The organism is Stenotrophomonas sp. SORGH_AS_0282 (genome assembly GCF_030818125.1).
Lineage (GTDB): Bacteria > Pseudomonadota > Gammaproteobacteria > Xanthomonadales > Xanthomonadaceae > Stenotrophomonas > Stenotrophomonas rhizophila_A.
On the sequence record NZ_JAUTAB010000001.1, the window covers coordinates 263334 to 285822 of the forward strand.

The 22489-nt window shown below is 68.2% G+C and carries 12 protein-coding genes and 2 pseudogenes; 6 read left to right on the forward strand and 8 right to left on the reverse strand.

Translation table 11 applies throughout. The features are described from left to right. Positions 1-10: 10 nt before the first annotated feature. The 3 genes and pseudogenes from QE395_RS01115 to QE395_RS01125 form a co-directional block, all read right to left on the reverse strand. A complete protein-coding gene (locus QE395_RS01115; RefSeq protein ID WP_306987330.1) occupies positions 11-5581 on the reverse strand; it encodes a hypothetical protein in 5571 nt (1856 codons plus the stop codon). A gap of 512 nt (positions 5582-6093) precedes the next feature. Continuing rightward, complete coding sequence (locus QE395_RS01120; protein ID WP_306987331.1) at positions 6094-8196, reverse strand: phosphoglycerol transferase I; 2103 nt, start codon at positions 8194-8196, stop codon at positions 6094-6096. A 218-nt stretch (positions 8197-8414) separates the two neighbouring features. Further along, positions 8415-10070 (reverse strand): annotated as a pseudogene (locus QE395_RS01125) (AarF/UbiB family protein); the annotation flags it as partial. 164 nt (positions 10071-10234) lie between these two features. On the opposite strand from QE395_RS01125, the gene QE395_RS01130 reads away from it, so the two are divergent. After that, positions 10235-11176 (forward strand): DUF808 domain-containing protein, encoded by a 942-nt coding sequence (locus tag QE395_RS01130; RefSeq protein WP_093532744.1) that lies wholly within the window; start codon positions 10235-10237, stop codon positions 11174-11176. A 75-nt stretch (positions 11177-11251) separates the two neighbouring features. Here the strand turns inward: QE395_RS01130 and QE395_RS01135 are convergent, their stop codons facing one another. Continuing rightward, a complete protein-coding gene (locus QE395_RS01135; protein WP_306987332.1) occupies positions 11252-12805 on the reverse strand; it encodes a GGDEF domain-containing protein in 1554 nt (517 codons plus the stop codon). A gap of 135 nt (positions 12806-12940) precedes the next feature. Here QE395_RS01135 and QE395_RS01140 point away from each other — a divergent pair, with 135 nt between their 5' ends. Further along, the gene (locus QE395_RS01140) at positions 12941-13573 is read left to right on the forward strand and encodes an NAD-dependent dehydratase (protein ID WP_306987333.1); all 633 of its coding nucleotides are present in this window, start codon (positions 12941-12943) and stop codon (positions 13571-13573) included. 74 nt (positions 13574-13647) lie between these two features. Here QE395_RS01140 and QE395_RS01145 read toward each other — a convergent pair whose 3' ends face one another. From QE395_RS01145 to pdhA, 4 genes are read right to left on the reverse strand one after another with little or no spacing between them, the layout of a single operon-like run. Beyond that, positions 13648-15057: a dihydrolipoamide acetyltransferase family protein gene (locus QE395_RS01145; RefSeq protein ID WP_306987334.1), complete on the reverse strand. Its 1410-nt coding sequence runs from the start codon at positions 15055-15057 to the stop codon at positions 13648-13650. Next, on the reverse strand, positions 15054-15407 hold the full coding sequence (locus tag QE395_RS01150) for an SH3 domain-containing protein (RefSeq protein ID WP_068854313.1): 354 nt from the start codon (positions 15405-15407) through the stop codon (positions 15054-15056). The genes QE395_RS01145 and QE395_RS01150 overlap by 4 nt, the downstream gene beginning before the upstream one ends. A 1-nt stretch (position 15408) precedes the next feature. Continuing rightward, a complete protein-coding gene (locus QE395_RS01155; protein ID WP_068854312.1) occupies positions 15409-16476 on the reverse strand; it encodes an alpha-ketoacid dehydrogenase subunit beta in 1068 nt (355 codons plus the stop codon). After that, a complete protein-coding gene (pdhA, locus tag QE395_RS01160) occupies positions 16469-17551 on the reverse strand; it encodes a pyruvate dehydrogenase (acetyl-transferring) E1 component subunit alpha (protein ID WP_068854311.1) in 1083 nt (360 codons plus the stop codon). The genes QE395_RS01155 and pdhA overlap by 8 nt, the downstream gene beginning before the upstream one ends. A gap of 336 nt (positions 17552-17887) precedes the next feature. On the opposite strand from pdhA, the pseudogene QE395_RS01165 reads away from it, so the two are divergent. The 4 genes and pseudogenes from QE395_RS01165 (at position 17888) to QE395_RS01180 (ending at position 22401) form a co-directional block, all read left to right on the forward strand. After that, positions 17888-18768, forward strand: a pseudogene (locus tag QE395_RS01165) (tryptophan 2,3-dioxygenase family protein). Positions 18769-19010: 242 nt separating this feature from the next. After that, positions 19011-20513, forward strand: a complete 1503-nt coding sequence (locus QE395_RS01170) for an oligopeptide:H+ symporter (RefSeq protein WP_306987335.1) — start codon at positions 19011-19013, stop codon at positions 20511-20513. An 8-nt stretch (positions 20514-20521) separates the two neighbouring features. After that, the gene (locus tag QE395_RS01175) at positions 20522-21127 is read left to right on the forward strand and encodes a thioredoxin family protein (RefSeq protein WP_306987336.1); all 606 of its coding nucleotides are present in this window, start codon (positions 20522-20524) and stop codon (positions 21125-21127) included. 152 nt (positions 21128-21279) lie between these two features. Beyond that, positions 21280-22401, forward strand: a complete 1122-nt coding sequence (locus tag QE395_RS01180) for a hypothetical protein (protein WP_093532751.1) — start codon at positions 21280-21282, stop codon at positions 22399-22401. Positions 22402-22489 lie beyond the last annotated feature (88 nt).

A 22489-nucleotide genomic window follows, 5' to 3' on the forward strand; every position in this document is an offset into this window, starting at 1 on the left:
GCAGCCCGCCTCATGGGCGGGCCGCGGGCACGCCCAGGGGGCCCTGATCGGGCAGCAGGACGACGGGAGGCTGCAGCGGTGCCAGCTCGTCGCCGTCGTCTTCGTCGGACGCTTTGGGTCCCTGTTTGATCGGTTTGAGCGCCTTGCCGGGTGAGACATGCGGGGTACGCGGGCTGCCGCCGACCTTGATCAGCATGCCAGCGGCACCGCCGCCTTCGCCCAGCCGCTCCTGCAGCGCCGGGCCATACAGGGTGAGCGTGGCCGGGTCGACCAGGTGCAGGGTGCGGCTGCCGCTGGCCACCGGCGGCGGGGACACCATGGCGCCGGGAATGCCGTCCACCGTGCGTACCTTGATCTCGTACAGCGGCGATGCCAGCGAGCTGCCTTCCTTGGCAATGGCCATGCCTTCGCGCATGGCCCAGCGCACGCCCGCAGCGCGTGCCGGGGGGCGGTTGGGGTCCAGGAACGACCACAGGAAGCGCAGGTTGCCGCGCGCAGTGCGTTGCACGACGCTGACGCCCACCCGCACCAGTGCCACGCTGCCCGCGGCAGGATTGAGTGCATCCAGCGTGCCCCGGCCCAGCACCCGCGACAGCTCCGCGAAGCGCGGCATCGTCATCTTCAGGCCGGGCCGCATCAGCACCTTGGCCACGCCGCCGATCACCGGCCCGACCACGATGATCCATTCGAGGTACAACCCGAAGGCGGCCATCGCGAATTCGTTGCGGTTCTTCGAGGAGATGCGGCGCACGTTTTCGACGAACGGCACGACGAAGTCCACTGTCTTCAGCCACAGCGGCGCGTCTTCCAGGTGGTCCTCGAAACTGGTGGGTGCCCAGCCTTCGCGACGGAAGGCAGCAGCGTCCAGCCAGAAAAACCCCTCCTGCACCGGGTGGACCAGGGCATGGAACGGCGAGCGCGGCGCGCTGCCGCCGCCCAGCGGCGGCGCCAGCAGCGGCTCGACGATCACGTCCGAGGAGCGCCCCGCTTCCGGTGCCCTGTCCGAGGCGTAGGCGTCCCAGTCCACCGGCAACGAGGTGCCACGACGCACCTGCACCGTGGCGACGTTGCCGCTGCGCAGCCGCACCTTGCGGTTCTGCAGCGCACCGCCGAGCGGCAGCGCGCCCTCCAGCTGCAGGGGAAGTATCCGGCTCTGCAGCGGGAACAGCTGGAAGTGGCGCGGCTGCCCCGCCAGCATCAGCGTGTACACCACGCCGAAACGGCCCCGGTAGGGATCGGTGTCGTTGCGGGTTTCCTGCCCGGCCTCCAGCTCCGGTTCGTGGGTGCGCAGGGTGAACACCTGCACATCTCCGCGCAGGAGGGCCGCGCGTTCTTCCTCGGGGCGCTGGTACAACGCCTCCTCGATCAGCACCCCGTAGCCGCGTCGGGCCTTGCGGAAGTAAGCATCGAAGCGCTTCTGGTAACGCGCGTTGATATCAGCCAGCCGGGCCAGGCCCGGCTTCATACGCGCGTAAGCGGTCTGCAGCGCCGCTTCGTAGCGGGGGTTGCCCTGGGCCTGGTTGAGCGGGGAGTCGGGAACGAAGGTGCGGCACGGCCGCCACGCCGCGGCCCCGCCGCGCAGTACACCGGCCGCGACGATTTCATGGAACGGGAAGCTGCGTCCGAAATGGTTGTCGTCATTGCACAGGCGGAACTCCGTGGAGTTCCACGGCTCGTCGGCGAGCACCCCAGGGAAGCGTGGGAATACCCGGCGGATTTCGGCTTCCACCAGCGGCATGCGGTATGGCAGCGGCGCCAGTACATCGCCTATGGCCTGTTCGATGTCGCTCACCCGCTGGTCGAACGCACGCAGCGCGGCCTCGATGCGTGCGCTCGGCGACAGCGGCGAGGAAAGCGCGGCGTGCTGTTCCAGTTGCCGGTACACATACCAGTCCAGCGTGGGCAGGCGGCGTGCGTCGAGGGTCAGCTGCCTGACCACGTCGGGTATCGCGCCGTCCCCGGCAAGCTCGGCCGAGAGGGTGATCAGCTCACTGAACCGCATCTGCTGCGAGAGGCCGCGACGCAGGCGCTCGGCCAGGTGCACGCCACTGACGAAGTTGATCGAAGCGATGGTGTTTCCATACACCAGGTTGGCGGGCACGTCGTCGGCCAGCAGCTCCGGCGCGTGGTCCTGCAGGGCCAGCGTGCCTGCCATGTCCAGAAGCGAGGCGGGAATGCGGCCCATGCTTCGCAGGTAGTCGTGGAAATCGAGCCGTATCTGGGCAAAGGTGCGCCCCCAGTTGGGGTACTTGTGCAGGCGGTAGCCCAGCAGCACGCGCGCATCGCGATCCGACGGCGGCCCCAGGTCGAGCACGATCGCCACGCGTGTCAGGCTGGCCAGCAGCGTCGGCGAGGTCGGTGCCCCATGGCTACCCGTGTACCAGCCCAGGTCCCGCAGCAACGCCGCCTGCAGGGCGAGCGCACGCGGGGTGCGGGCCATGGCGGCCAGGTAGTGGCTGGCGCGGTGCAACTGGTCCACGGCCATCTCGCCCTGCTGCAGCAGGGGCCGGGCCAGGTACTCCAGCAGGGTCTGTTCGCCAGGCGCGCGCTGGGCGAGGAATCGGGTGGTGGTTTGCCTTACCTGATCCAGGTCGGCTGCGTCCAACGCGTCCGCCGCGTGCAGCAGGTCGGCGCGCATGCCCAGCCTCAGTTCGCCGAGCAGGCGTTCCACGCATCGCGCAGGGCCATCAAGGTGGCCGGCCTCGCGTGGCCCACAGCCACCATGGACGGCAAGTATGTCGGAGACGTTGGCCCGGCCATCGGAACGGACCACGCCGCCCAGCTGGCTGGCCACCTCGCGCAGTGCGCCCCAGGGTGCGACGGGCAGCGCGTCCAGTGCCTGGGTCTGGTTGAACAGGTGCAGCGTACCTGCCGCGTCCTGCACCCGCAGGGATCCGTCCGCATCCACCGACATCCACCGTGGAGCGAGACGCTCGCGTTGGAGCAGTTCGAGCGTCGCCGGGTCCGCGATGAGGCGCGCGAACGCCGGCAGGGCCGCCTGCAGCGTGGTCGCCGTGGCGGTGCCCAGCGCAGGGCGATGGACGACCGTGGCCGCATCGGCGCGCCGCGCAAGCAAGCGGCCCAGGTCCTGGAGTTCGTTGCTGGCCTGCCGCCACGGCGGCAGGGGGCCGGCGCGGCGCTGCCAGCTTGCGTGGACACGGGCGATGGCCTCCAGCAGCTGCGCCTGGGTGCACGCTACCGGGGCTGGGCACGGCAGCTGGGCAGGCGCGGGAAGCGCGCCATGGAACTGCAGCGCGTTGATCAGGGGCACGGCTGTGCCGGGAGAGAAGCGTCCCAGGCGATCTGTGATCCGGTACAAAGCGTCGAGCTGGTCCAACAGCAGCCCGGGTAGCGGGTCGGTCAGGCCGTCGGCGATCACCACGCTGCGCCCGGAGCCACGCACGCGGGCGGTGATGCCGTCGGCGCCAACGCGCAGGGAATGGAACGTCGCATTGGCCTGTCGCATCGCCAGCCACACCCCGGGTTGCTCGAACACCTGCTGCAGCCGTCGCTGCCCGGCCTGCCATGCGGCATGCAGTGGCGACCCGTCGGCGGGTACCAGGCCCTGGTGCGCGAGCGCGTCGTCCCATGTCGCCGGTGCGCTGTCGAAGCGCTCCCACAACCGATCCAGCAGGCGCTGGTGATCCTGCTGTGGCGGGGAGTCGCTGCGGTCGTCCCACTCGACCTCCAGCCGCGCGCCTGCGGGGACGCCTGGACGCGCGGGTGCGAGCTGCCGGTCGAGCGCGGCCAGGCACTCGTCGAACTGCGCATCGTCCATCGGCACCGCAGGCAGCGGCGCGGCGTAGTAGGCCAGCATTTCCGGCACCCGAAGCCGACCGTCCGAGCGCACCGGCGCGTGCAGCAGCGTGGCGATGCCGCGCAGCATCGTGTCGAGCGGGGCCAGCACTGCCGGTGGCTGGCCGGCCTCGAACAACGTCGCCATGCGCGTGCCCGGGAGGGCACGGGCGCGCACCGGGCCGTGCGCGGGATACTCCAGCTGGGTGGGATCCACATGGTGATGCCAGCACAGCGCGATCACCTCCGGGTGCTGCGACAGCTGCAGCAGCAGGCTGCGTGCCAGCGCGGCGTTGTGGCCCAGGTGTGAGCGGGGATCCGGTCGCCAGCTGGACCATGTGGGTTCCATGCCGCGGATCGGGATCGCCTGCAGCGCGTGGACCTGCTGCTTCAGCCGCAACAGCGTGCTGGTTTCGTTGGTCGCGCGGATGTGTCCGTCCGGCTGCTGCTGCAGGCGGTGCTCAAGGCGCTGGATGAGCGGATCGAGCAGGGCGGGCGCGTACTCGGCTTCGTGCATGTCCTGGTCGAGATAGAAGCCCAGTGCACAGGCCAGGCGCGCGCTGACGGCGTTGTCGAAGCAGCCGCCCGCCTCGCGCACGGTGCGCTGCAGGTCGTTCAACATCGTATTGGTGGGAGGGGACCAGAGGATGCGCTCTGGCGCATCCGGCTGCCCATGCAGCACGACCCGCATGCCGGAGGTGGCACGCGTTCCGCTCAGGCTGCCATTGGCGACCACGAGCGAAGAAGGAGGCGTGCGTTCGTCATACAGGGTCTGCAGGAAATCGTCCTGCCGGTAAAGCCACATCAACTGCTGGCGGACCGCGCGCACGGCCAACGCAAACGGCGAGCCCTCGACGGGTGCGAACGCGCGCTCCGGGAGGATCGCGGTCCCGGCCGCCGAAGCGGTATCGCGCAGCGTCCATAGCGCCTCCAGCAGCATTGCCTGGTCCTGCAGGCCTGCATCGTCGCGTAGCCCGGTGTTGGACCCGCTCGACGCGGGGCGGGAGTGCGCAACCGCGCGTGGCGTCGTGTCCGCCGTCGCGACGGCAGGCGACGGATTCCGCGACCATGCCAACAGGCCGCCCCCCAGTGCCGCCGCCGCCAGCGTACCGAGGACGGCCACCGTGCGTCGCTGCGGGTGCGCAGCGGCGATGGCAGGAAGCACCGCCGCCGCAGCGACCGCAACCGGCAGGGTCGGTGCCAGCAGGCGCGTGGTGTCCGCCCGCGACGCGGCAGCGCGCTCGGGCTGTATCGCCGCCGCCGGTGGCGCCAGCGCCGTGGCGTCAGCCACGGGCGTACAGAGACGACGTGCGCCGGTGCCGAGCAGGTCGAGCTGTTCCAGCACGGCTGGAAGCGTGGCAATCCGTTGCCCGGTGCGCGTGCCGGGCCGGTCGCCCGGGCGCTGCTGGAACCACAGTGCCCACGCGGTAGCGAGCAGCGCCAGGCGCAGGGGCGAGGCGGGCAACTGCAGCCGAGCGTGGAGGGACGCGTGCGCGGCATCGGCCTGCTGCAGCAGTGCCTCCAGCCAAGCGGGAAACGCCGCGATCAACGGCTCCACCCAGGCACCGCCGCGCAACGTCGGCAGCGGAAGCTGGCTGAGCCAGCACAGCCAGGGCAGCGCGGTTCCTTCCTGCAGCAGGCGGGGCAGCGCACTGGCCTGCTGGGTCCAGGCCAGCAGCTGGGCGCCCTGCGGCCCGAGTGCCAGGTTGGCGATGCCGTGCAGGGCGATGCCCGCAGCACGCCGGCACTGCAGGCGGCCCAGGCCGCTGACGATGGCAGCGACCACCTGCGTGCATTCCCGGGTGCCACGCATCCTGCGCAGGCGAGGGTGCGGCTTGCCAACCGGCCATGGCCTGCAACAGCGCAGGCCGGCGCGCTGCCACGGGTGTGTCCCGTACGGCCTGCGCAAGGTGCGCAGCAAGCTCATCCGGCGTTGCGTCGACCAGCAGGGCCAGCAGACGGGCCTCCAGCAGGGCGAGCTCCGACGGCAACAGTGGGCATCGGCGCAGGAGCCGCGTCAACGTGTGCGGCAGCGGGGCATCCGGTCGGCAGCGATCCGTCGCAGGGTGCGATGTCGTGTTGTACAGCTGGACGGGAACGCAGCGGTGCTGCGTTGCGTCCGGTGCGCCGGCGGCAGCGAAGGTCGCGGTCGCCAGGCGACCTGCGGCCTGCAATGGCAGCAGAATGAGGGCCTCCCCGGATCGACATCGGCCGGCGCACGATTGTGCCGACCTGACTGGACCCGCGGTGTGCGTGGCATCGCAGAATCAGGCAGCCGAGAGGTCCGCGCTGCCGCGATCAGCCGCGGTTGCCGCGACGTGACGGGATCAGCGCGAAGTTGTCCACGGCCAGCTTCTCCGCGTGGTTCAACCACGCGCGGATCTCCAGATCATCCACTTCATGGTCCAGGCCGAACGGAACGCTGATACGCCCTTCCGCATCGGGCTGCACCCACTGCTGGGCCACCACCACCTTGCGCTTGGACGACACCGCTTCGATCCAGAAGCCGCGATCAGGCGACTGTTTGGCGACGAACTGCAGCATGTACTGGCCGGCACGGGTGCGACGGCCCTTCTGCGTGATCATGTGTGCCTGGCGGATGCTCGGGCGCGGGCCGTTGAACGGGTCCAGCGGTGCATCGACGGCGAAGCCCTCGCGCAGCTGGTCGTCGCGGTAGAGCTTGATGCCCTTGTCGCGGTTGACCAGCATGGCGCACCAGTCGCCATCGGCCGAACCGTCTTCGAAGGCGGTGCAGCGGTCCACGTAGGCCAGCGTATTGTCCGGATCGGCCAGGTCGAACTGCTTGGACGTGTTTTCCAGATAGACCGATTTCAGGTCCCATTGCTTGTCGTATTCGAGCAGCACCGGCGGTTGCACATGCTGCAGGCCGATCACCACCTGGTTCTCTTCGTCGATACGCAGCTGGCGGGTCTTGTCGCCCAGCCACAGCGAGCGCGAGAAGGCCAGGTAGCGCGGGAAGTCCCTGCCGTCATCGCGGAACACCGCCGCGCTGGCGCTGGCGGGGCGCTCGGGCTGCAGCAGCGAGCGGCCAAACCCGATTTCGCCGATCTCCGGCTCGATCAGGCTGAGCAGCGTGGCGCCCGAATCCAGCGTGGAGCCGTGCTGCGCGTCCAGCTGGCGCGGGGCGATATCCTTGCCCAGGAACAGCAGCATGTTTTCGCGTTTCTGCTTGGCCAGGATGTGGCTCAGGTCGTTGGGCATGGCCAGGTGGTCGGATGCGATCACGATCAAGGTGTCGTCGCCGTACGGGCTGGCCTGGATGCGGTCGACCAGCTTGGAAATCAGCCCATCGGTGCACTTGAGCGCATTGAGCAGGCCAATATCGCCGTAGTCGCTCGCGTAGCGGGTTCGCTTGCACGCCACCGGCAGGTGCCCGGCAGGGTGGTGGGTATCCATCGTCAGCGTGGTCAGCATGAACGGCTGGCCAGCCTTGGACAGCTGCATGAAGCGGTCATACGCCTTGTCCAGCAGCACATCGTCATGCACGCCCCAGGTGGAGAAGTGCGACCGCGCGATCTTCTGCTGCTTGAACCAGGCCAGGTCGTCCACCGCGTCGAAGCCGTGCGTGGCCAGGAACTGGCCCTTGCCGGCGAAGAGGCCATTGGCACCGCCCATGTAATGGTTGGTGTAGCCCTGCTGCTTGAGGTAATCACCCAGGCACACCGCTTCCGGAAGGAAGCTGCCCATGCGGTCCATGCTGTTCTCATCGCCCTGCGCGGTGGTCAGCGGTACGCCGCACATCGACGACACCAGCCCGGCGATGGTCCAGCCACCGCCTTCGGCCGAGACCAGTCCGCGCACATCCAGCGCCTGGCCGGCAAGGCGGTTGAGGTTCGGCATCAGGCCGGGGAAGGTGGCTTCATCCAGATAGGTGCGTTCCAGGCTTTCGCCGTAGATCCACACGATGTTGCGTGGCTTGCGCAGCGGCTGCTGCGGCACACGGTATTCGGGCGCCACCATGCTGTAGTCCACCGGCCGCATCTGCTGGTACAGGCGCTGGCCGTCGCGGTACAGCGGGCTCACGCCGATCGCCAGCACCCACACCGCGAGGAAACCGGCGAACACGCCCCGACCATGCGCGGTGTGGTGCCAACGCTTGATGCGTGGAGTGAGAAGGGGCAGCAGTGACAGCAGCGCCAGCGCGATGAAGCCGGCGATGTAACCCTTGAAGTCCGAGACGCCGGCGCCTTCCATGTCGGCGCCCAGGTGGTACAGCGTTGCCGCATTCAGGCCATCGCCGGAGAGTTTGTTGATCAACCACCATGCACTGAGCGCCAGCAGCAGCAGCGACATCAGACCTGCCTTCCACCATGCCCAGCGACCTGAAGCGAGCAGCAACCAGGTGAGCAGCAACAGCGACAGCAGCAGGATCCAGAGCATGGGCATCATCGGCAGCGGAGACAGGTGCGATCGGCTGCCCAAACACACCCACATGACAGGCCGATGACCCGATCATGCCTGCACGAACCTGACTGAAATGTTTGTTGGAAACACGCTGTTCGCGCCTACACCGCATTGCATTGGAAAGGGTAAAACGCACGTGAAGACGGCACGCTTTCGCGTGCCGTCCTCATCACCTGGCATGGGCGCGCTGGCGTCTACCGATGCCCGCGTTCTTCCCTTGAACGTGCGCGCCGATCAAACAGCAATGCACTGAGGATGATGCCCAGGCCAAGGAATACACCGATCAGCATCAACGTGAATGCGATGGCCGGATACCCGAACAGGTGCCACCCGGTATCGACCTTCATCATCATCGCTGCAGCAAGAATCAAGGCTGCAGTGACAATGCCCGCCGACACGCGGTTGGCGATCTTCTGCAGGTTTTCCATCAGCCGGGATTCTTCCAGCCCGGTCACTTTCATCTGCAGGCGGTTCTCGGCCAGCAGCGCGAGGATGTCCGACATCTTGCGCGGGCCCTCGCGAAGCAGCTGCTGCACTTCCATTGCTTCACTGGCCAGGTTGGCGGCCGACAGCGACTTCTTCAGGCGCGCACGCATGACGTGCTGCAGTTGGCGCTCGACGATGCGGCGCGTATCCAGGTCCGGCGACAGCAGCCGGCACACCGTCTCCAGATTCAGCAGCGCCTTGCCCAGCAGGCTCAGCTCCGGCGGCGTGCGCAGCCCGCTGGCGGTGGCGATGCGTACCAGATCCAGCACCACGCGGCCTTCCGAGAACGTGCCGCTGGCGGCATAGCGCGCGATGACCTGGCCGGTTTCGCGCAGGTAGCGCTCTTCGTCGAAGGCTTCCAGTCGCGTGCTGATGCCGATGATCTCGTCGGCCACTTCTTCGCCGCGCCCGTCCACGGCGGCGAACAGCAGTTTCAACAGCCGCTCGCGCAGGCGCGGCGGCATGTGCGCCACCATGCCCAGGTCGAAGATTGCCAACCGGCCTTCGGGTGTGACCCGCAGGTTGCCCGGATGGGGATCGGCATGGATCTCACCATGCACGAAGATCTGGTCGATATAGCCACGGATCAGCGCCGCCGCCAGCGGTGCCATCGGCTCTTCGGTGCGGCGCACGTCGGGAATCATGTCCACGCGCACGCCCTGCGCCAGCTCCATGGTCAGCACGCGGTGGCTGCAGTAATCCCAGATCGGCTGCGGCACCCACAGCGGCTTGAACGGGCGCAGGTGCTGGCCGAAGCGCTGCAGGTTCTCGGCTTCGGCCTGGTAGTCCAGTTCCTGCATGAGCGTCTTGGCGAACTCGTTCAGCCAGTCGCGCAGGCGTACCCGGCGTCCCACCTGGGTGAGGTGGTCGGCGGCCAATGCGAAGCTGCGCAGTACTTCCAGGTCCGAGCGCAGCTGCGCTGCCACTTCCGGCTTCTGTACCTTTACTGCCACTTCGCGCCCATCATGCAGCTGCGCGCGGTGCACCTGCGCGATGGACGCGCAGCCCAGCGGCACCGGGTCGAAGCTGGAAAACAGCTTGGACACCGGCGCGCCCAGCTCCTGTTCGATGATGGTGTAGATGCGCTCGACCGGGATCGGCGCGACCTTCTCCTGCATCCGCTCCAGCGCGGTGGCGAATTCCACCGGCACCATGTCCGGGCGGGTGGAGAGCATCTGGCCGAGCTTGACGAAGGTCGGGCCGAGCGATTCCAGGTCGGTGACGAACTGCTCGGGGTTGCCCTCCGGCGGCAGGTCGTGGACCGCGCGCGAATCCAGGTTCATCCCGGAAAACACCCCGGAATGGCGGTAGCGCAGCAGCAGGCGCAGGATCTGGCTGCGGCGGTTCATGCCTTTGACCAGCGACGGCGAGCCGGGAACAACGGGCGTGGTATTCAAGCAGGGCTCCGGGGCAGGACAGATCGGCAGTGTCGCTGCAGGGCGGTGGTGGGGCGGTGAATCCGGCCGATCTTCCACGAACGTGCCCGGATCGGTCAGAATCGGCGCCACCCTCTGATTTCTGGATTGCCATGGCCGGTGCCAGCCTGTTTGCGTTGCTCGACGATATTGCCGCCCTGCTGGACGACGTTTCGATATTGACCAAGGTGGCGGCCAAGAAGACCGCCGGCGTGCTGGGCGACGACCTGGCGCTGAACGCGCAGCAGGTGACCGGGGTCAATGCCAACCGGGAACTGCCGGTGGTGTGGGCGGTGGCCAAGGGCTCGCTGGTGAACAAGGCGATCCTGGTGCCGGCGGCGCTGGCGATCAGCGCGCTGGAAGCCTGGCTCAAGGGCAAGGGCTTCCCGATCCCGATCGTGGTGCCGTTGATGATGATCGGTGGCGCGTTCCTCTGCTACGAAGGCGTGGAAAAGCTGGCGCACCGTTTCCTGCATTCGCAGGAGGAAGACGAGCAGCAGAAGGCGGCGCGGCTCAAGGCGCTGGCCGACGAGAAGGTCGACATGGTGGCGTGGGAGAAGGACAAGGTGAAGGGGGCGATCCGCACCGACTTCATCCTGTCGGCCGAGATCATCGTGTTGTCGCTGGGCGTGGTATCGGCGGCGCCGTTCCTCAACCAGGTCACCGCGCTGGTGGTGATCGCGCTGGGCATGACGGTGTTCGTCTACGGGCTGGTGGCCGGCATCGTGAAATTGGACGACGCGGGCCTGTATCTGTCGAAGAAAGGCGGCGCGCTGGCCGCGTTCGGTCGCGGCCTGCTGGTGTCCGCGCCGTGGCTGATGAAGTTCCTCTCGGTGGCCGGCACCCTGGCCATGTTCCTGGTCGGCGGTGGCATCCTGGTGCACAACGTGCCGGCGGTGCATCACCTCGTGCTGGGCATCGCCGGCAAGGTCGCGCCGTGGGGCTGGCTGGTGGAGGCGGGCGCGAACCTGGTAGTGGGTGTGGTGGCCGGTGCGATCGTGCTGGCGGCGGTGACCGCGTTCCAGAAGATGCGTGGGAAGACGCCGGCGCATTGACCACGCAACACAATGACACCCCAACGGTACCATCGGTCCACGGTCACCGGTCACCATCCAGTTGCGTGGTGGTATTCACCCAGCCTGGACGCGGTTCTTGCCTACGCGTTTGGCCGCATACAGCGCCGCGTCCGCGCGCTTCAAGAGGGCCTCGCCGGTTTCGCCGGGCTGCCACTGGCTCAGGCCCGCGCTGAAATGCACCAGCACCCGGTGCCCGTCGAGCTCCACCGGCCGCTGCGCCAGCGAGCGCTGCAGGCGCAGCACGGTGGACATGCTGTCGGCGCCCGGGGTTTCCGGCATCAGCAGCACGAACTCGTCACCACCGATACGCGCAATGGTGTCGGTACTGCGTAGCAGCAGCTGGCAGACCGTGACCAGGTGGCGCAGGATCGCGTCGCCACCGGGATGCCCGTAGCTGCTGTTGGTCTGGTGGAAATCGTCCAGGTCCAGCAGCGCCAGCGCCAGCGGATGTGAGTGCCGCTCCGCGCGGGCCAGCTCACGTTCCAGCAGCTCGTCAAAGCCGCGCCGGTTTAGCGCGCCGGTCAGCGGATCGGTGCGCACCAGCCCGGACACATCGCGCAGTTCCTGTTCGAGTTCGGCAATGCGTGCCTCGGCCTGCTCGACCTCGCGGCGCGCGTTGCCCAGATGGTCGCGCGCCTGCAAGGCCTGCTCCTGCACACGCCCGGTGTCCTGCAGCACGTCCTGCAGCAGCTGGTTGAGATCGGCGATGCTGCGCGCCTCCTTCAGCGCGAGCGCATAGCTGCTGATCCGGTCGTGGTACTCGCCGGTGCTGACCGCCATGCCGTCCAGGCGTTCGATGAAGCCGCCCATCAGGCTCTTCATGGCCGCCTTGGATTCGACGATGCCCTGCTTGAGCAGGCCCTGCTTGTAGATCACCTCGCGCAGGTTGGCGCGCGCCTGTTCGACCGAGTCGCGGTCCAGTGGCCCGCTGATCAGCGCGCGCACCGCATGCACCTGGCCGTGCAGCCAGCTGCTGTCGTCGAGCAGCTCGCCAATGTTGTCCAGCAGCAGGTCGAACAGGCTCAGCAGCAGTTCCTGCTGCTCCTGCCAGCCATCACTGCGCACCCCGATCTGGTGGGTCAGTTCGCGCAGCCGCAGCTCCAGGGGCTGCAGTGGCTGGCCGGGATGCCATTGGCGCAGGTCGGCGGCCAGCTGCACCGGCTCGTCCTTCAGCTCGGGCATGTTCTGCAGCAGGCTGGCCACGGTCACGCCCAGCGTCAGGCGCAGCAGCTCGCGCAGGCGCAGGCTGTCGGGCTGGCCGTCGGGGCTGTCCTGTTCGATGGTGCGGATGTACTTGTCGATCAGCTGGCGCATGGCGCGGCCATAACTGACCCAGTCGGCACTGCGCTGCGCCGACTGCAGGCGCAGGCCCATGTCACCCAGCTCGCCGGGCAGGGTGGACATGCCGTGGGCGAACGCTTCTAGCAGTGGTTCGGGCTGGTCGGCCCCGGCGAACAGGCGCTGCAGCATCGCGCTGCCTCCGCCCTTGAGCGCGGGGGCGTCCGCTGCCGCGCCGGCCGCGCTGTCTTTCGCCTGCCGGCGCAACAGCAGCCGACCCACGGCGGTGCCGGGGCTGGGGCTGGGAAGAGCGTCCTGCGGGTCCTTCATGCGGCGGGTCCTGGTGGGTCACCGGCTGCGGGCGCCGGACGGGGGGAGACGTTGGAACAGTATCGGCGGCGGTGTCGCGGGCTTGAACCCGGCGCTGTGCCACGATGGTAGGGAATCGGACGGCAGGAGTATGCGATGAAGGTGATGCTGGTGGGCGCGACCGGGCTGGTCGGCGGGCAGGTGCTGCAACACCTCCTGGACGACGGGCGCTGCGACGCGGTGGTGGCGCCGACACGGCGTGCGCTGGGGATATCCAGCCCCGCGCTGCTCAACCCGGTGGTGGACTTCGAGCAGCTGCCGCTGGATGCGGACTGGTGGGCGGTGGACGCGGTGATCTGCGCCTTGGGCAGCACGATCCGGCAGGCCGGCAGCCGCGAGGTGTTTGCCCGGATCGACCATGACTACCCGCTCCAGGTGGCGACGCATGCGCGGGCACGTGGCGCGCATGCCTTCGTGTTGAATTCGGCGATGGGGGCGGACCCGGGCTCGCGGATCTTCTACAACCAGGTGAAAGGAAGGCTGGAGCAGGACCTGCGCGGTCTCGGCTACCCGTCGCTGACCCTGGTGCGACCGGGGCTGATCGGCGGCGAGCGCAGCGAACGCCGCTCCGGCGAGCACCTGGCCAGCCTGGTACTGGGCGCGCTGGGGCCGGTGCTGCCCCGCGCATGGCGGATCAATCCCGCCGAGCGCATCGCCGCTGCGATGGTCGAAGCGGCACTGCAACCACAGCCTGGCGTCCATGTGGTCGGATCCGCCCAACTGGCGTGATCCGCCATGCGCGAAAACGATGACGTCCACCCTGGGGTGGCCGTCATCGCATCAGACACATCCGGGCGGATGGATCAGTTCGCCAGGGCCAGGTCGTCCAGCATCGCGCGCAGGAAGCGCGCCGCTTCACCGCCGGTGGCAGCGCGGTGGTCGAACGTGACCGACAGCGGGATCACCTTGTGCGCTTCCACACCGCCCATCACCGGGGTCATCTGGTGGCGGGCGCGCCCGGCACCGACGATGGCCACGCACGGCGGCACCACGACCGGGGTCGCGTAGCGGCCGGCGAACATGCCGAAGTTGGACAGCGAGATGGTGTAACCGCTCAGCTCGGAGGCCGCGATCGAACGCGCTTCCACCTGCTCGCGCAGGCGGTTCACGCCTTCGCGGATGCCACGCGCATCCAGCACGTCGGCATTGCGCAGGGCGGGCACGAACAGGCCATCGTCGGTGTCCACCGCGATGCCCACGTCCACGTGCGCATGCAGGGTGCGGGTCAGCGCATCGCCATCGAACCAGGCATTGAGCGCCGGCACCTTCTGGCAGCCGACGACGATTGCGCGCACCAGGCGGGCGGTGACGTCGTTACCCGGCACCCAGGCGTGGATGTCGGCATCGTCGTTCAGCGTGGTCGGCACGACCTTGCTGTGCGCGTCGGCCATCACCCGCGCCATGTTGCGGCGCACGCCCTTCAGCGGTTCCGGCTGGCCCTTGGCCACCACGCCCGGCGGCTGGGTGCGCATCGGCTTGCCCGCAGCCGACAACGGGGCGCGGGCATCGGCAGCGCGGGAGACCGGTGCGGCAGCGGCCACCGGAGCAGCGGCTGCAACAGGTGCAGCGGCCGCTGCCGCCGGCGCGGCGCCGACCTTGGCGCTGCCGTCGGCGGCGGCCTGCTTGACGTCGGCCATGGTCACCGCGCCATCGGCACCGGTGGCGCGCACGCGGCCCAGGTCCACGCCCAGCTTGCGCGCGGTGGCACGCACCGCCGGCACGGCCTTGACCCCGCCGACCGCCACCGCCTGTTCGGCGTGCACGGCATTGGAGCTCTGCATCGCGCCGACCACGGTGCCCGCGTCATCGCGCTCGGCGCCGGGCTTGGCGATCTCGCCACCCTCATCGGACGCCACCACCTTGTCCGGCTGGGCCGGGGCGGGCTGGCCGGTGCTCGGCGTGGCCGCCGGGGCAGCGTGGCCATGGCTGTGGCCGGTGTCCTGGCCATCGGCGCGCTGCGGCAGGTTCGGGTCCAGTTCGAACTGGGCCAGCACGCTGCCGGTGGGAATGATGTCGCCGGCGCCGCCGGCCAGCTTCAGCACCTTGCCGGAGAACGGCGAGGGCACTTCAACCACGGCCTTGGCGGTCTCCATGGAGACCAGCGGCTCGTCGAGCGTGATCACGTCGCCTTCCTTGACGAACCACTCGACGATGGTGGCGTCGGGCAGGCCTTCGCCGAGGTCGGGCAGGTGGAAATTCTTGTTCTCACTCATGTGCAGTTCTCTTCCAGCAGTTCGAGATCGCGGGCCGGCAGCCAGCCCGTCGCGCCGTTCGCGCGTTCGGACCACCACCAGCCGCCGTGTTCATGATGCAGCTTGACCATTTCACCGCTGTCCACGTCCAGTTCGCGGGCGTCATAGTCGCGCAGGGCCTCTGCGCGGCCATCGTCCAGCAACTGCAACCACGCCACCGGTGCCCAGCCGGCACGCCCGTCATCGGTGCGTACCCAGGCAAACGCCGGCCATTCCTCGTCACGAACACCCAGTTCGACGATCTGGCCGGTGCGGAACCGGAGCGGGTTGGGGTACTGGCTGCGGTACGGGCCCAGAAGTCTGGCCCGCATGTCAGCCCGCCGCCACCGCGCGTTTGGCCGCGCTCACGATCCGGTCCACGCTGGGCAGGTACTTCATTTCCAGGCGGAACAGCGGAATGTGGGTGTCGTAGCCGGTGACACGTTCGACCGGTGCCAGCAGGTCGTACAGCGATTCCTCGGCCAGGCGCGCGGCGATCTCCGCGCCGAAGCCCGCGGTCTTGGGGGCCTCCTGCACGATCACGCAGCGGCCGGTCTTGGCCACCGATTCGGCGATGGTGGCGAAGTCGAGCGGGCGCAGCGTGGCCACGTCGATCACTTCGGCACTGATGCCTTCGCCGGCCAGCTTGTCGGCAGCTTCCAGTGCTTCCTTCACCTGCGCGCCCCAGGTCACCAGGGTCACGTCGGTGCCGTCGCGCAGCACGAAGCAGACGTCCAGCGGCAGCGCTTCGCCATCGTTGACCACCACTTCCTTGTACTGGCGGTAGATGCGCTTGGGTTCCATGTAGATCACCGGATCCGGTTCGCGGATCGCGGCCAGCAGCAGGCCATAGGCGCGCTGCGGCGAGGACGGCAGCACCACGCGCAGGCCCGGCACGTTGGTGAAGATCGCCTCGTTGGCTTCGCTGTGGTGTTCCGGCGCGCGGATGCCGCCGCCCCACGGCACGCGCAGCACCATCGGGCAGTGCAGGCGGCCACGGGTGCGGTAACGCAGGCGCGCGGCGTGGCAGATGATGTGGTCCACCATCGGGTACATGAAGCCATCGAACTGGGCTTCGGCCACCGGCTTCATGCCCTGCGCGGCCAGGCCGATGGTCAGGCCGGCGATGGTGGTTTCGTCCAGCGGGGTGTCCAGGATGCGGTCGGCGCCGAAGCGCTGCTGCAGGCCGGCGGTGGCGCGGAACACGCCGCCGTTGACGCCGACGTCCTCACCCAGCACCAGCACCGATTTGTCGTGTTCCAGCTCCCACGCCAGCGCCTGGGTGATGGCTTCGATGAGGGTGATGGGCGTGGTGGTCATGCTTTCTTCTCCGCGCGCGATGGCAGCGCTGTCGGCGGCGTTGGTCTGCGCGCCGGGCGCGCCGTTCTTGATCTCATCCATGGCGCTGCTCCAAAGCAATCGCCTGTGCGCGCTGGGCCAGCAGGTCCTGCGGCGGATCGGCATACAGGAAGTCGAACATCGCCTCGACGGGCTGCACCGGGGTGTTGAGGTACAGGTTCACCTCTTCATCCACGCGCTTGCCGCACTCCACGGTCCAGGCCTGTTCCTCTTCCTCGCTCCACACGCCGGCACCGATCAGGTACTTGCGCAGGCGCAGCATCGGCTCGCGCTGCCAGGCATCCTTGACCTCGGCATCGTCGCGGTAGCGGCGCGCGTCATCGGCGGTGGTGTGGTCGGACAGGCGGTAGGTCATCAGTTCCAGCACGGTGCCGCCATCGCCGGCCAGCGCGCGCTCGCGCGCCTGCAGCATGGCGGCCATCACCGCGATCAGGTCGTTGCCGTCCACCTGCAGGCAGTGCAGGCCACCGGCCAGGCCCTTCTGCGCCAGCGTTTCGGCACCGGTCTGGGCCGAACGCGGAACCGAGATGGCCCAGCCGTTGTTGACGATGCACAGGATCAGCGGGAGCTTGTAGGCACCGGCCGAGTTCAGTGCGGCATAGAAGTCGGTCTTGGAGCTGCCACCGTCACCGCAGACAGCCACGGCGATCTGCTTTTCCTGGTTGAGCTTGAACTTCAGCGCCGCGCCGGCGGCGTGCAGGCACTGGGTGGAAATCGGCACGCAGAACGGGAAGTCCTTGGCCGCGTTGCCGCCGTAGTCGTTGCCACGCTCGTCGCCGCCCCAGTACATCAGGACGTCGCGCGGGCGCACGCCACGCATGAACATCGCGCCGTACTCGCGGTAGGACGGGGCAAACACGTCGTCCTTCTGCATGGAAGCGCCGATGCCGACATGCGCGGCTTCGTGGCCCAGGCAGGCGGCGTAGGTGCCCAGCTTGCCGGTGCGCTGCAACGCGATCGACTTGCCGTCGAACACGCGCACGAACAGCATCTGCTTGAACATCGGCAGCAGCGCGCGCGGGTCGCGCAGGGCTTCGGGCAGGTCATCGCGGACGAGCGTGCCGTCCGTGTCCAGGTACTGCAGGTATTCGATCTTGAACTCAGCGGCAACCGTCATTGCGTACTGCACCTTCGACAGGAAGTTACAAATGATATGAATTGCCATGTTAAGGAAGGCGTACGAAAAAGCCGTCCTGCGGCGCAGCAACTGTCCCGGGGGACATCGGCCCGGTATACCCCATCAGGGGCCCGGAAGGCCAATGGCTTCAACGTATTCAGTTGTATCAACGGGGCATGAGCGGACCGTGCCGGAGGGGGGTCGGGGGCAGGGCCCCACCGGCCTGCCGCGCAGAATCCGGTCCCCGCCCGCCCACCACACGCCTGCGCATGGCATGCACCCCCCGCAGGTGCAGGCGGTGCGCTACCCTTTTGGCCCCCTCCAGCGGCCCCCGCCATGTCTGTCGACAAGAACCAACGCGACCTTGAAGCCGGTATCCACACCGACCTGGAGGGGCGCCTGACCTACGGCGGCTACCTGCGGCTGGACCAGCTGCTCTCGGCGCAGCAGCCGCTGTCCAACCCGCCGCACCACGACGAGATGCTCTTCATCATCCAGCACCAGACCTCGGAGCTGTGGCTGAAGCTGCTGGGGCATGAGCTGCGTGCGGCGATCGGGTTCCTGCAGCGCGACCAGGTCTGGCAGTGCCAGAAGGTGCTGGCGCGCAGCAAGCTGGTGTGCTGCGCCAGCTGACCGAACAGTGGTCGGTGCTGGAAACGCTGACCCCGTCGGAATACATGGGCTTCCGCGACGTGCTGGGCCCGTCGTCGGGGTTCCAGTCGCTGCAGTACCGCTACATCGAGTTCCTGCTGGGCAACAAGAACGCGCAGATGCTGCAGGTGTTCTCGCACGACCCGGAAGGACAGGCGCAGCTGCAGCAGGTGCTGGACGCGCCCAGCCTGTACGAGGAATTCCTGCGCTACCTGGCGCGCTTCGGGCATGCGATTCCGGCCGGCTACATCGACCGCGACTGGCGGCAGCCGCACGTGGCCGACGATGCGCTGCACCCGGTGTTCGAGCGCATCTACCAGAACACCGACCGCTACTGGCGCGAGTACGCGCTGTGCGAGGACCTGGTGGACCTGGAAACCGCCTTCCAGCTCTGGCGCTTCCGCCACATGCGCACCGTGATGCGAGTGATCGGCTTCAAGCGCGGCACCGGTGGTTCCAGCGGGGTGGGGTTCCTGCGCCAGGCGCTGGAGCTGACCTTCTTCCCGGAACTGTTCCAGGTGCGCACCACGATCCGCAACGACGACCCGATGCCGCCGGACGCCTGAGCCGGCGGGCCGGTTCCCGGGCCTATTCATGTATTCCCTTGGCATCCACCGTACGGTGCGGGAAGCCCCGCCGTTGCTGCGCTGGCGGCTGCGGGGCGGTAGTTGCAGATGCAAGTTCAGCGACCATGCGGCCAGCTGCATACATCGGTGTGTATTTGACGTGAACGCCGTTGTTCTGGGATTCTCCCGCGTTGTTTCGCACATCGGACGTGCATGTCTTCCACCGAACCCAGGAATCCCGCATGAGCGTAGACGCCGCCGCGAAATCCGTTCCCGAACCGGCGTTGCCGGAGTTCAAGACCACGCTGGGCCACCCGCGCCCGCTGTGGATGCTGTTCATGACCGAGTTCTGGGAGCGCTTCGCGTTCTACGGGATCCGCTGGGCGCTGGTGCTGTACATCGTGGCCCAGTTCTTCGACGGCGACGCGGCCGGGCAGGCTGCGGCCAGCCGTACCTACGGTGCCTACCTGGCCCTGGTGTATGCCGCGGCCATCTTCGGTGGCTACGTGGCCGACCGCGTGCTGGGGTACCAGCGCTCGATCCTGACCGGCGCGGTGATCATGGCCGCCGGCCTGTTCATGGTGGCCATGCCCAACAAGGAAGTGTTCGAGTTCGGCCTGGCCACGATCATCATCGGCAACGGCCTGTTCAAGCCGAACATCTCCACCATGGTCGGCAAGCTGTACGGCCTGAAGGATGAGCGCCGCGATTCGGGCTTCACCATCTTCTACATGGGCATCAACGTCGGCGCGATGATCGCCCCGGTGCTTACCCAGTTCCTTGCCGAGAAGGTCTTCGGTACCGAAGCGATGCCGTCCTACAAGATGGTGTTCATCGCCTCGGGCATCGGCATGCTGCTCAGCCTGGTGTGGTTCTACGTCGGCCGCGCCGGCCTGAAGGGAATCGGTGCGCCGCCGGTCGGTGCCGAAGGCATGGGCCGCGTGGTGATGGTGTTCGTCGGTTCACTGGTCGCCATTCCGGTCGCCTACTTCCTGCTGTCCACCGGCGCTACCGCGCTGGCCTGGATCCTCGGGGTGCTGTTCGTGGCGCTGGCGGTGCTGCTGCTGGTGGAAGGCATCCGCGAGGGCAAGGTGCAGCGCGACCGCGTGATCGCGATGCTGATCATCTTCGCCTTCAACGTCATGTTCTGGATGTTCTTCGAACAGGCCGGCAGCTCCTTCACCTTCCTGGCCGACAACATCGTCAACCGCAACCTGGGTGGCTGGACCTTCCCGACGGCGTGGTTCCAGTCGGTCAACTCGGTGGCGATCATCACCCTGGCCCCGATCGTGGCCTGGACCTGGATCAAGCTGGGCCGTGCCAATCCGTCCATTCCGCGCAAGTTCGGCCTGGGCCTGCTGTTCAACGGCGCGGCCTTCGCGCTGCTGATGCTGGCACTGTCGTCGATGGTCGTGGACGGCAAGATCCCGTTCTGGACGCTGTTCATGGTCTACGTCATCCAGTCGGTCGGTGAGCTGTGCCTGTCGCCGATCGGTCTGTCGATGGTGACCAAGCTGGCACCGGTGCGCCTGGTCGGCTTCGGCATGGGCGGCTGGTTCCTGTCCACCGGCATCGGCAACAACCTGTCGGGCATCTTTGCCGGCGCGGTGAGCGGCGAAGGCGGCATGACCGTCGAGTCCGCGCTGAAGGGCTACACCTTCGGTTTCTGGGCGTTGATTGGTTCGGGCGCGGTGCTGTTCCTGATCGCCCCGCTGATCAACAAGCTGATGCACGGCGTCAAGTGAGGCCTGCCATGCGCATGAACACGTGGTGGTCCCCGATGATCGTGGCCGGCCTGCTGGCCGCCTGCTCGCCGTCGGCACCCACCGCCGCGCCTGCGCAGCCGCTGGACACCACCGAACAGACGCCGCCGGTGGCCGATCCCAGCCAGCCGGTGGCGTCGGGCAACACCCCGGCCGCGGCGGATGTCGCCGCGGTCGCCGGGCTCAACGCGCAGTTCGATCCGGCCCGCGACCCGGTCGCCGACCTGGCCACGGCCAAGGTCGAGGCCCAGCGTGGCGGCAAGCGGATCGTGCTGGACGTGGGTGGGGAGTGGTGCTCGTGGTGCCACCTGCTGGACGCGTTCATCGAGGGCGATGCGGAGATCCGCAGCTTCCGCGACGCCAACTACGTCTGGATGAAGGTCAACTACAGCGAAGACAACGAGAACGCCGCGTTCCTGTCGCAGTTCCCGCAGATCAAGGGCTACCCGCACCTGTTCGTGCTGGATGCGCAGGGCACGCTGCTGCATTCGCAGTTCACCGGCGAGCTGGAGGCCGACAAGGGCCAGCCGAAGGGATACAACCGCGAACGCTTCTTCGCCTTCATGAAGGAGTGGGCGCCGCCGACGGCGCCCTGAAAAAACGTACCCTGCAGACCACGCCGGTAGAGCGGACTGTCAGTCCGCTGCGCTTGGCGCAACGGATGAGTCAACGCCAGCGGACCACCGGTCCGCTCTACAGTTGCCCGGTCTCCTGCCGCTATTTCCAAGGACCTCATGGATCGAAGCGCATGCAGCCTGGAACTTCCGATAGCACCGTAGACGCACCGACCGGCGTGAGCCTGCCGCCAGCGGAGGTGCTGCTGGACGACGCGTTGGCCCATGCTGGCGAAACCGACATCCCGGACGTTGCCGCCACCCTGTACCGCCTGCCGCAGGTGTCGGTTCCCGACAACGTGCTGCTCAAGGCGGCAGTGCAGAAGCTGGTCGAACAGAAGACCCAGCTCGACCAGCTGGCCCGCAACCCGGCGCTGGTGGGCCTGCTGCCCAGCGAATGGCAGGGCACCGGCACGCGCGGGGTGGACCTGCAGAGCTTCGTGCTCTCGGTGCTGCCTTACCTGCACAACGCCACCAAGGCCGAAACCGCGCCCGCGCGGCTGCCGCTCAAACACGTGCTGGGCGACAGCGGCCGCTGGGGCCAGGCCGATGTGGCCGAACCGAAATCGCTGGCGTTCTTCCTGGCCAGCGACGACCGCGCCACGGCAGGCGTGAAGGATCCGGCGGAGGCCTACCTGGTCGCGCCGCTGGGCCTGGCCTGGGCGCACGAGGGCCGGACCCGGCCCGGCTTCCTGCGGGATATGGGCTACACCAGCATGGCTGCGCGGGTACATGTGCTGCCGTACCCGGAGCCGGGCCAGTTGGCCCTGTACAGCGTGGTGGCCAATGGCATCGCCCAGGTCTGGTGCGTGCTGGACCGGCGCAAGCTGCGGCCGCTGCTGGCGCCGTGGCTGAGCGTGCCGCTGCTGACCGCCTATGGGGTCGCTGCGCCGGTGGCGTGGCCGACGTCGTATCCGTCGGTCGACGAGGTCGCGCGCGCGCTGGCCACCGCCCGCACCGGCAAGGGCCCGGTGGAAGTGGACCTGCCCAAGGTGGTCGCCAAGATCGCCGAAGATGCCTCGGGCGAAACCTGGATGCCGGTCAGCCTGCTCCAGGTCGGGACCTGGGCGCCGCGCTGGCGCTATTTCCTGGCCACCTTCATCGCGCTGCCAGCCGCGCTGCTGGTGATCGCCGCGCTGGCCCTTCCCGGCGCGCTGGAAGCCGCTGCGGTGGCGGCATCACTGGGCCTGGCCGCCGGCGCCATCGGCGCGTTGGCCGCCCCCTGGGTACACGCAAGGCGCAAGCACCTCAGCTGACGGCGTGACGACCAACGGTCGTCACCTACCGAACGGCATGACCGCCGTCGGCAAGCCCTCGGTAGGTACCGACCGTTGGTCGGTACGC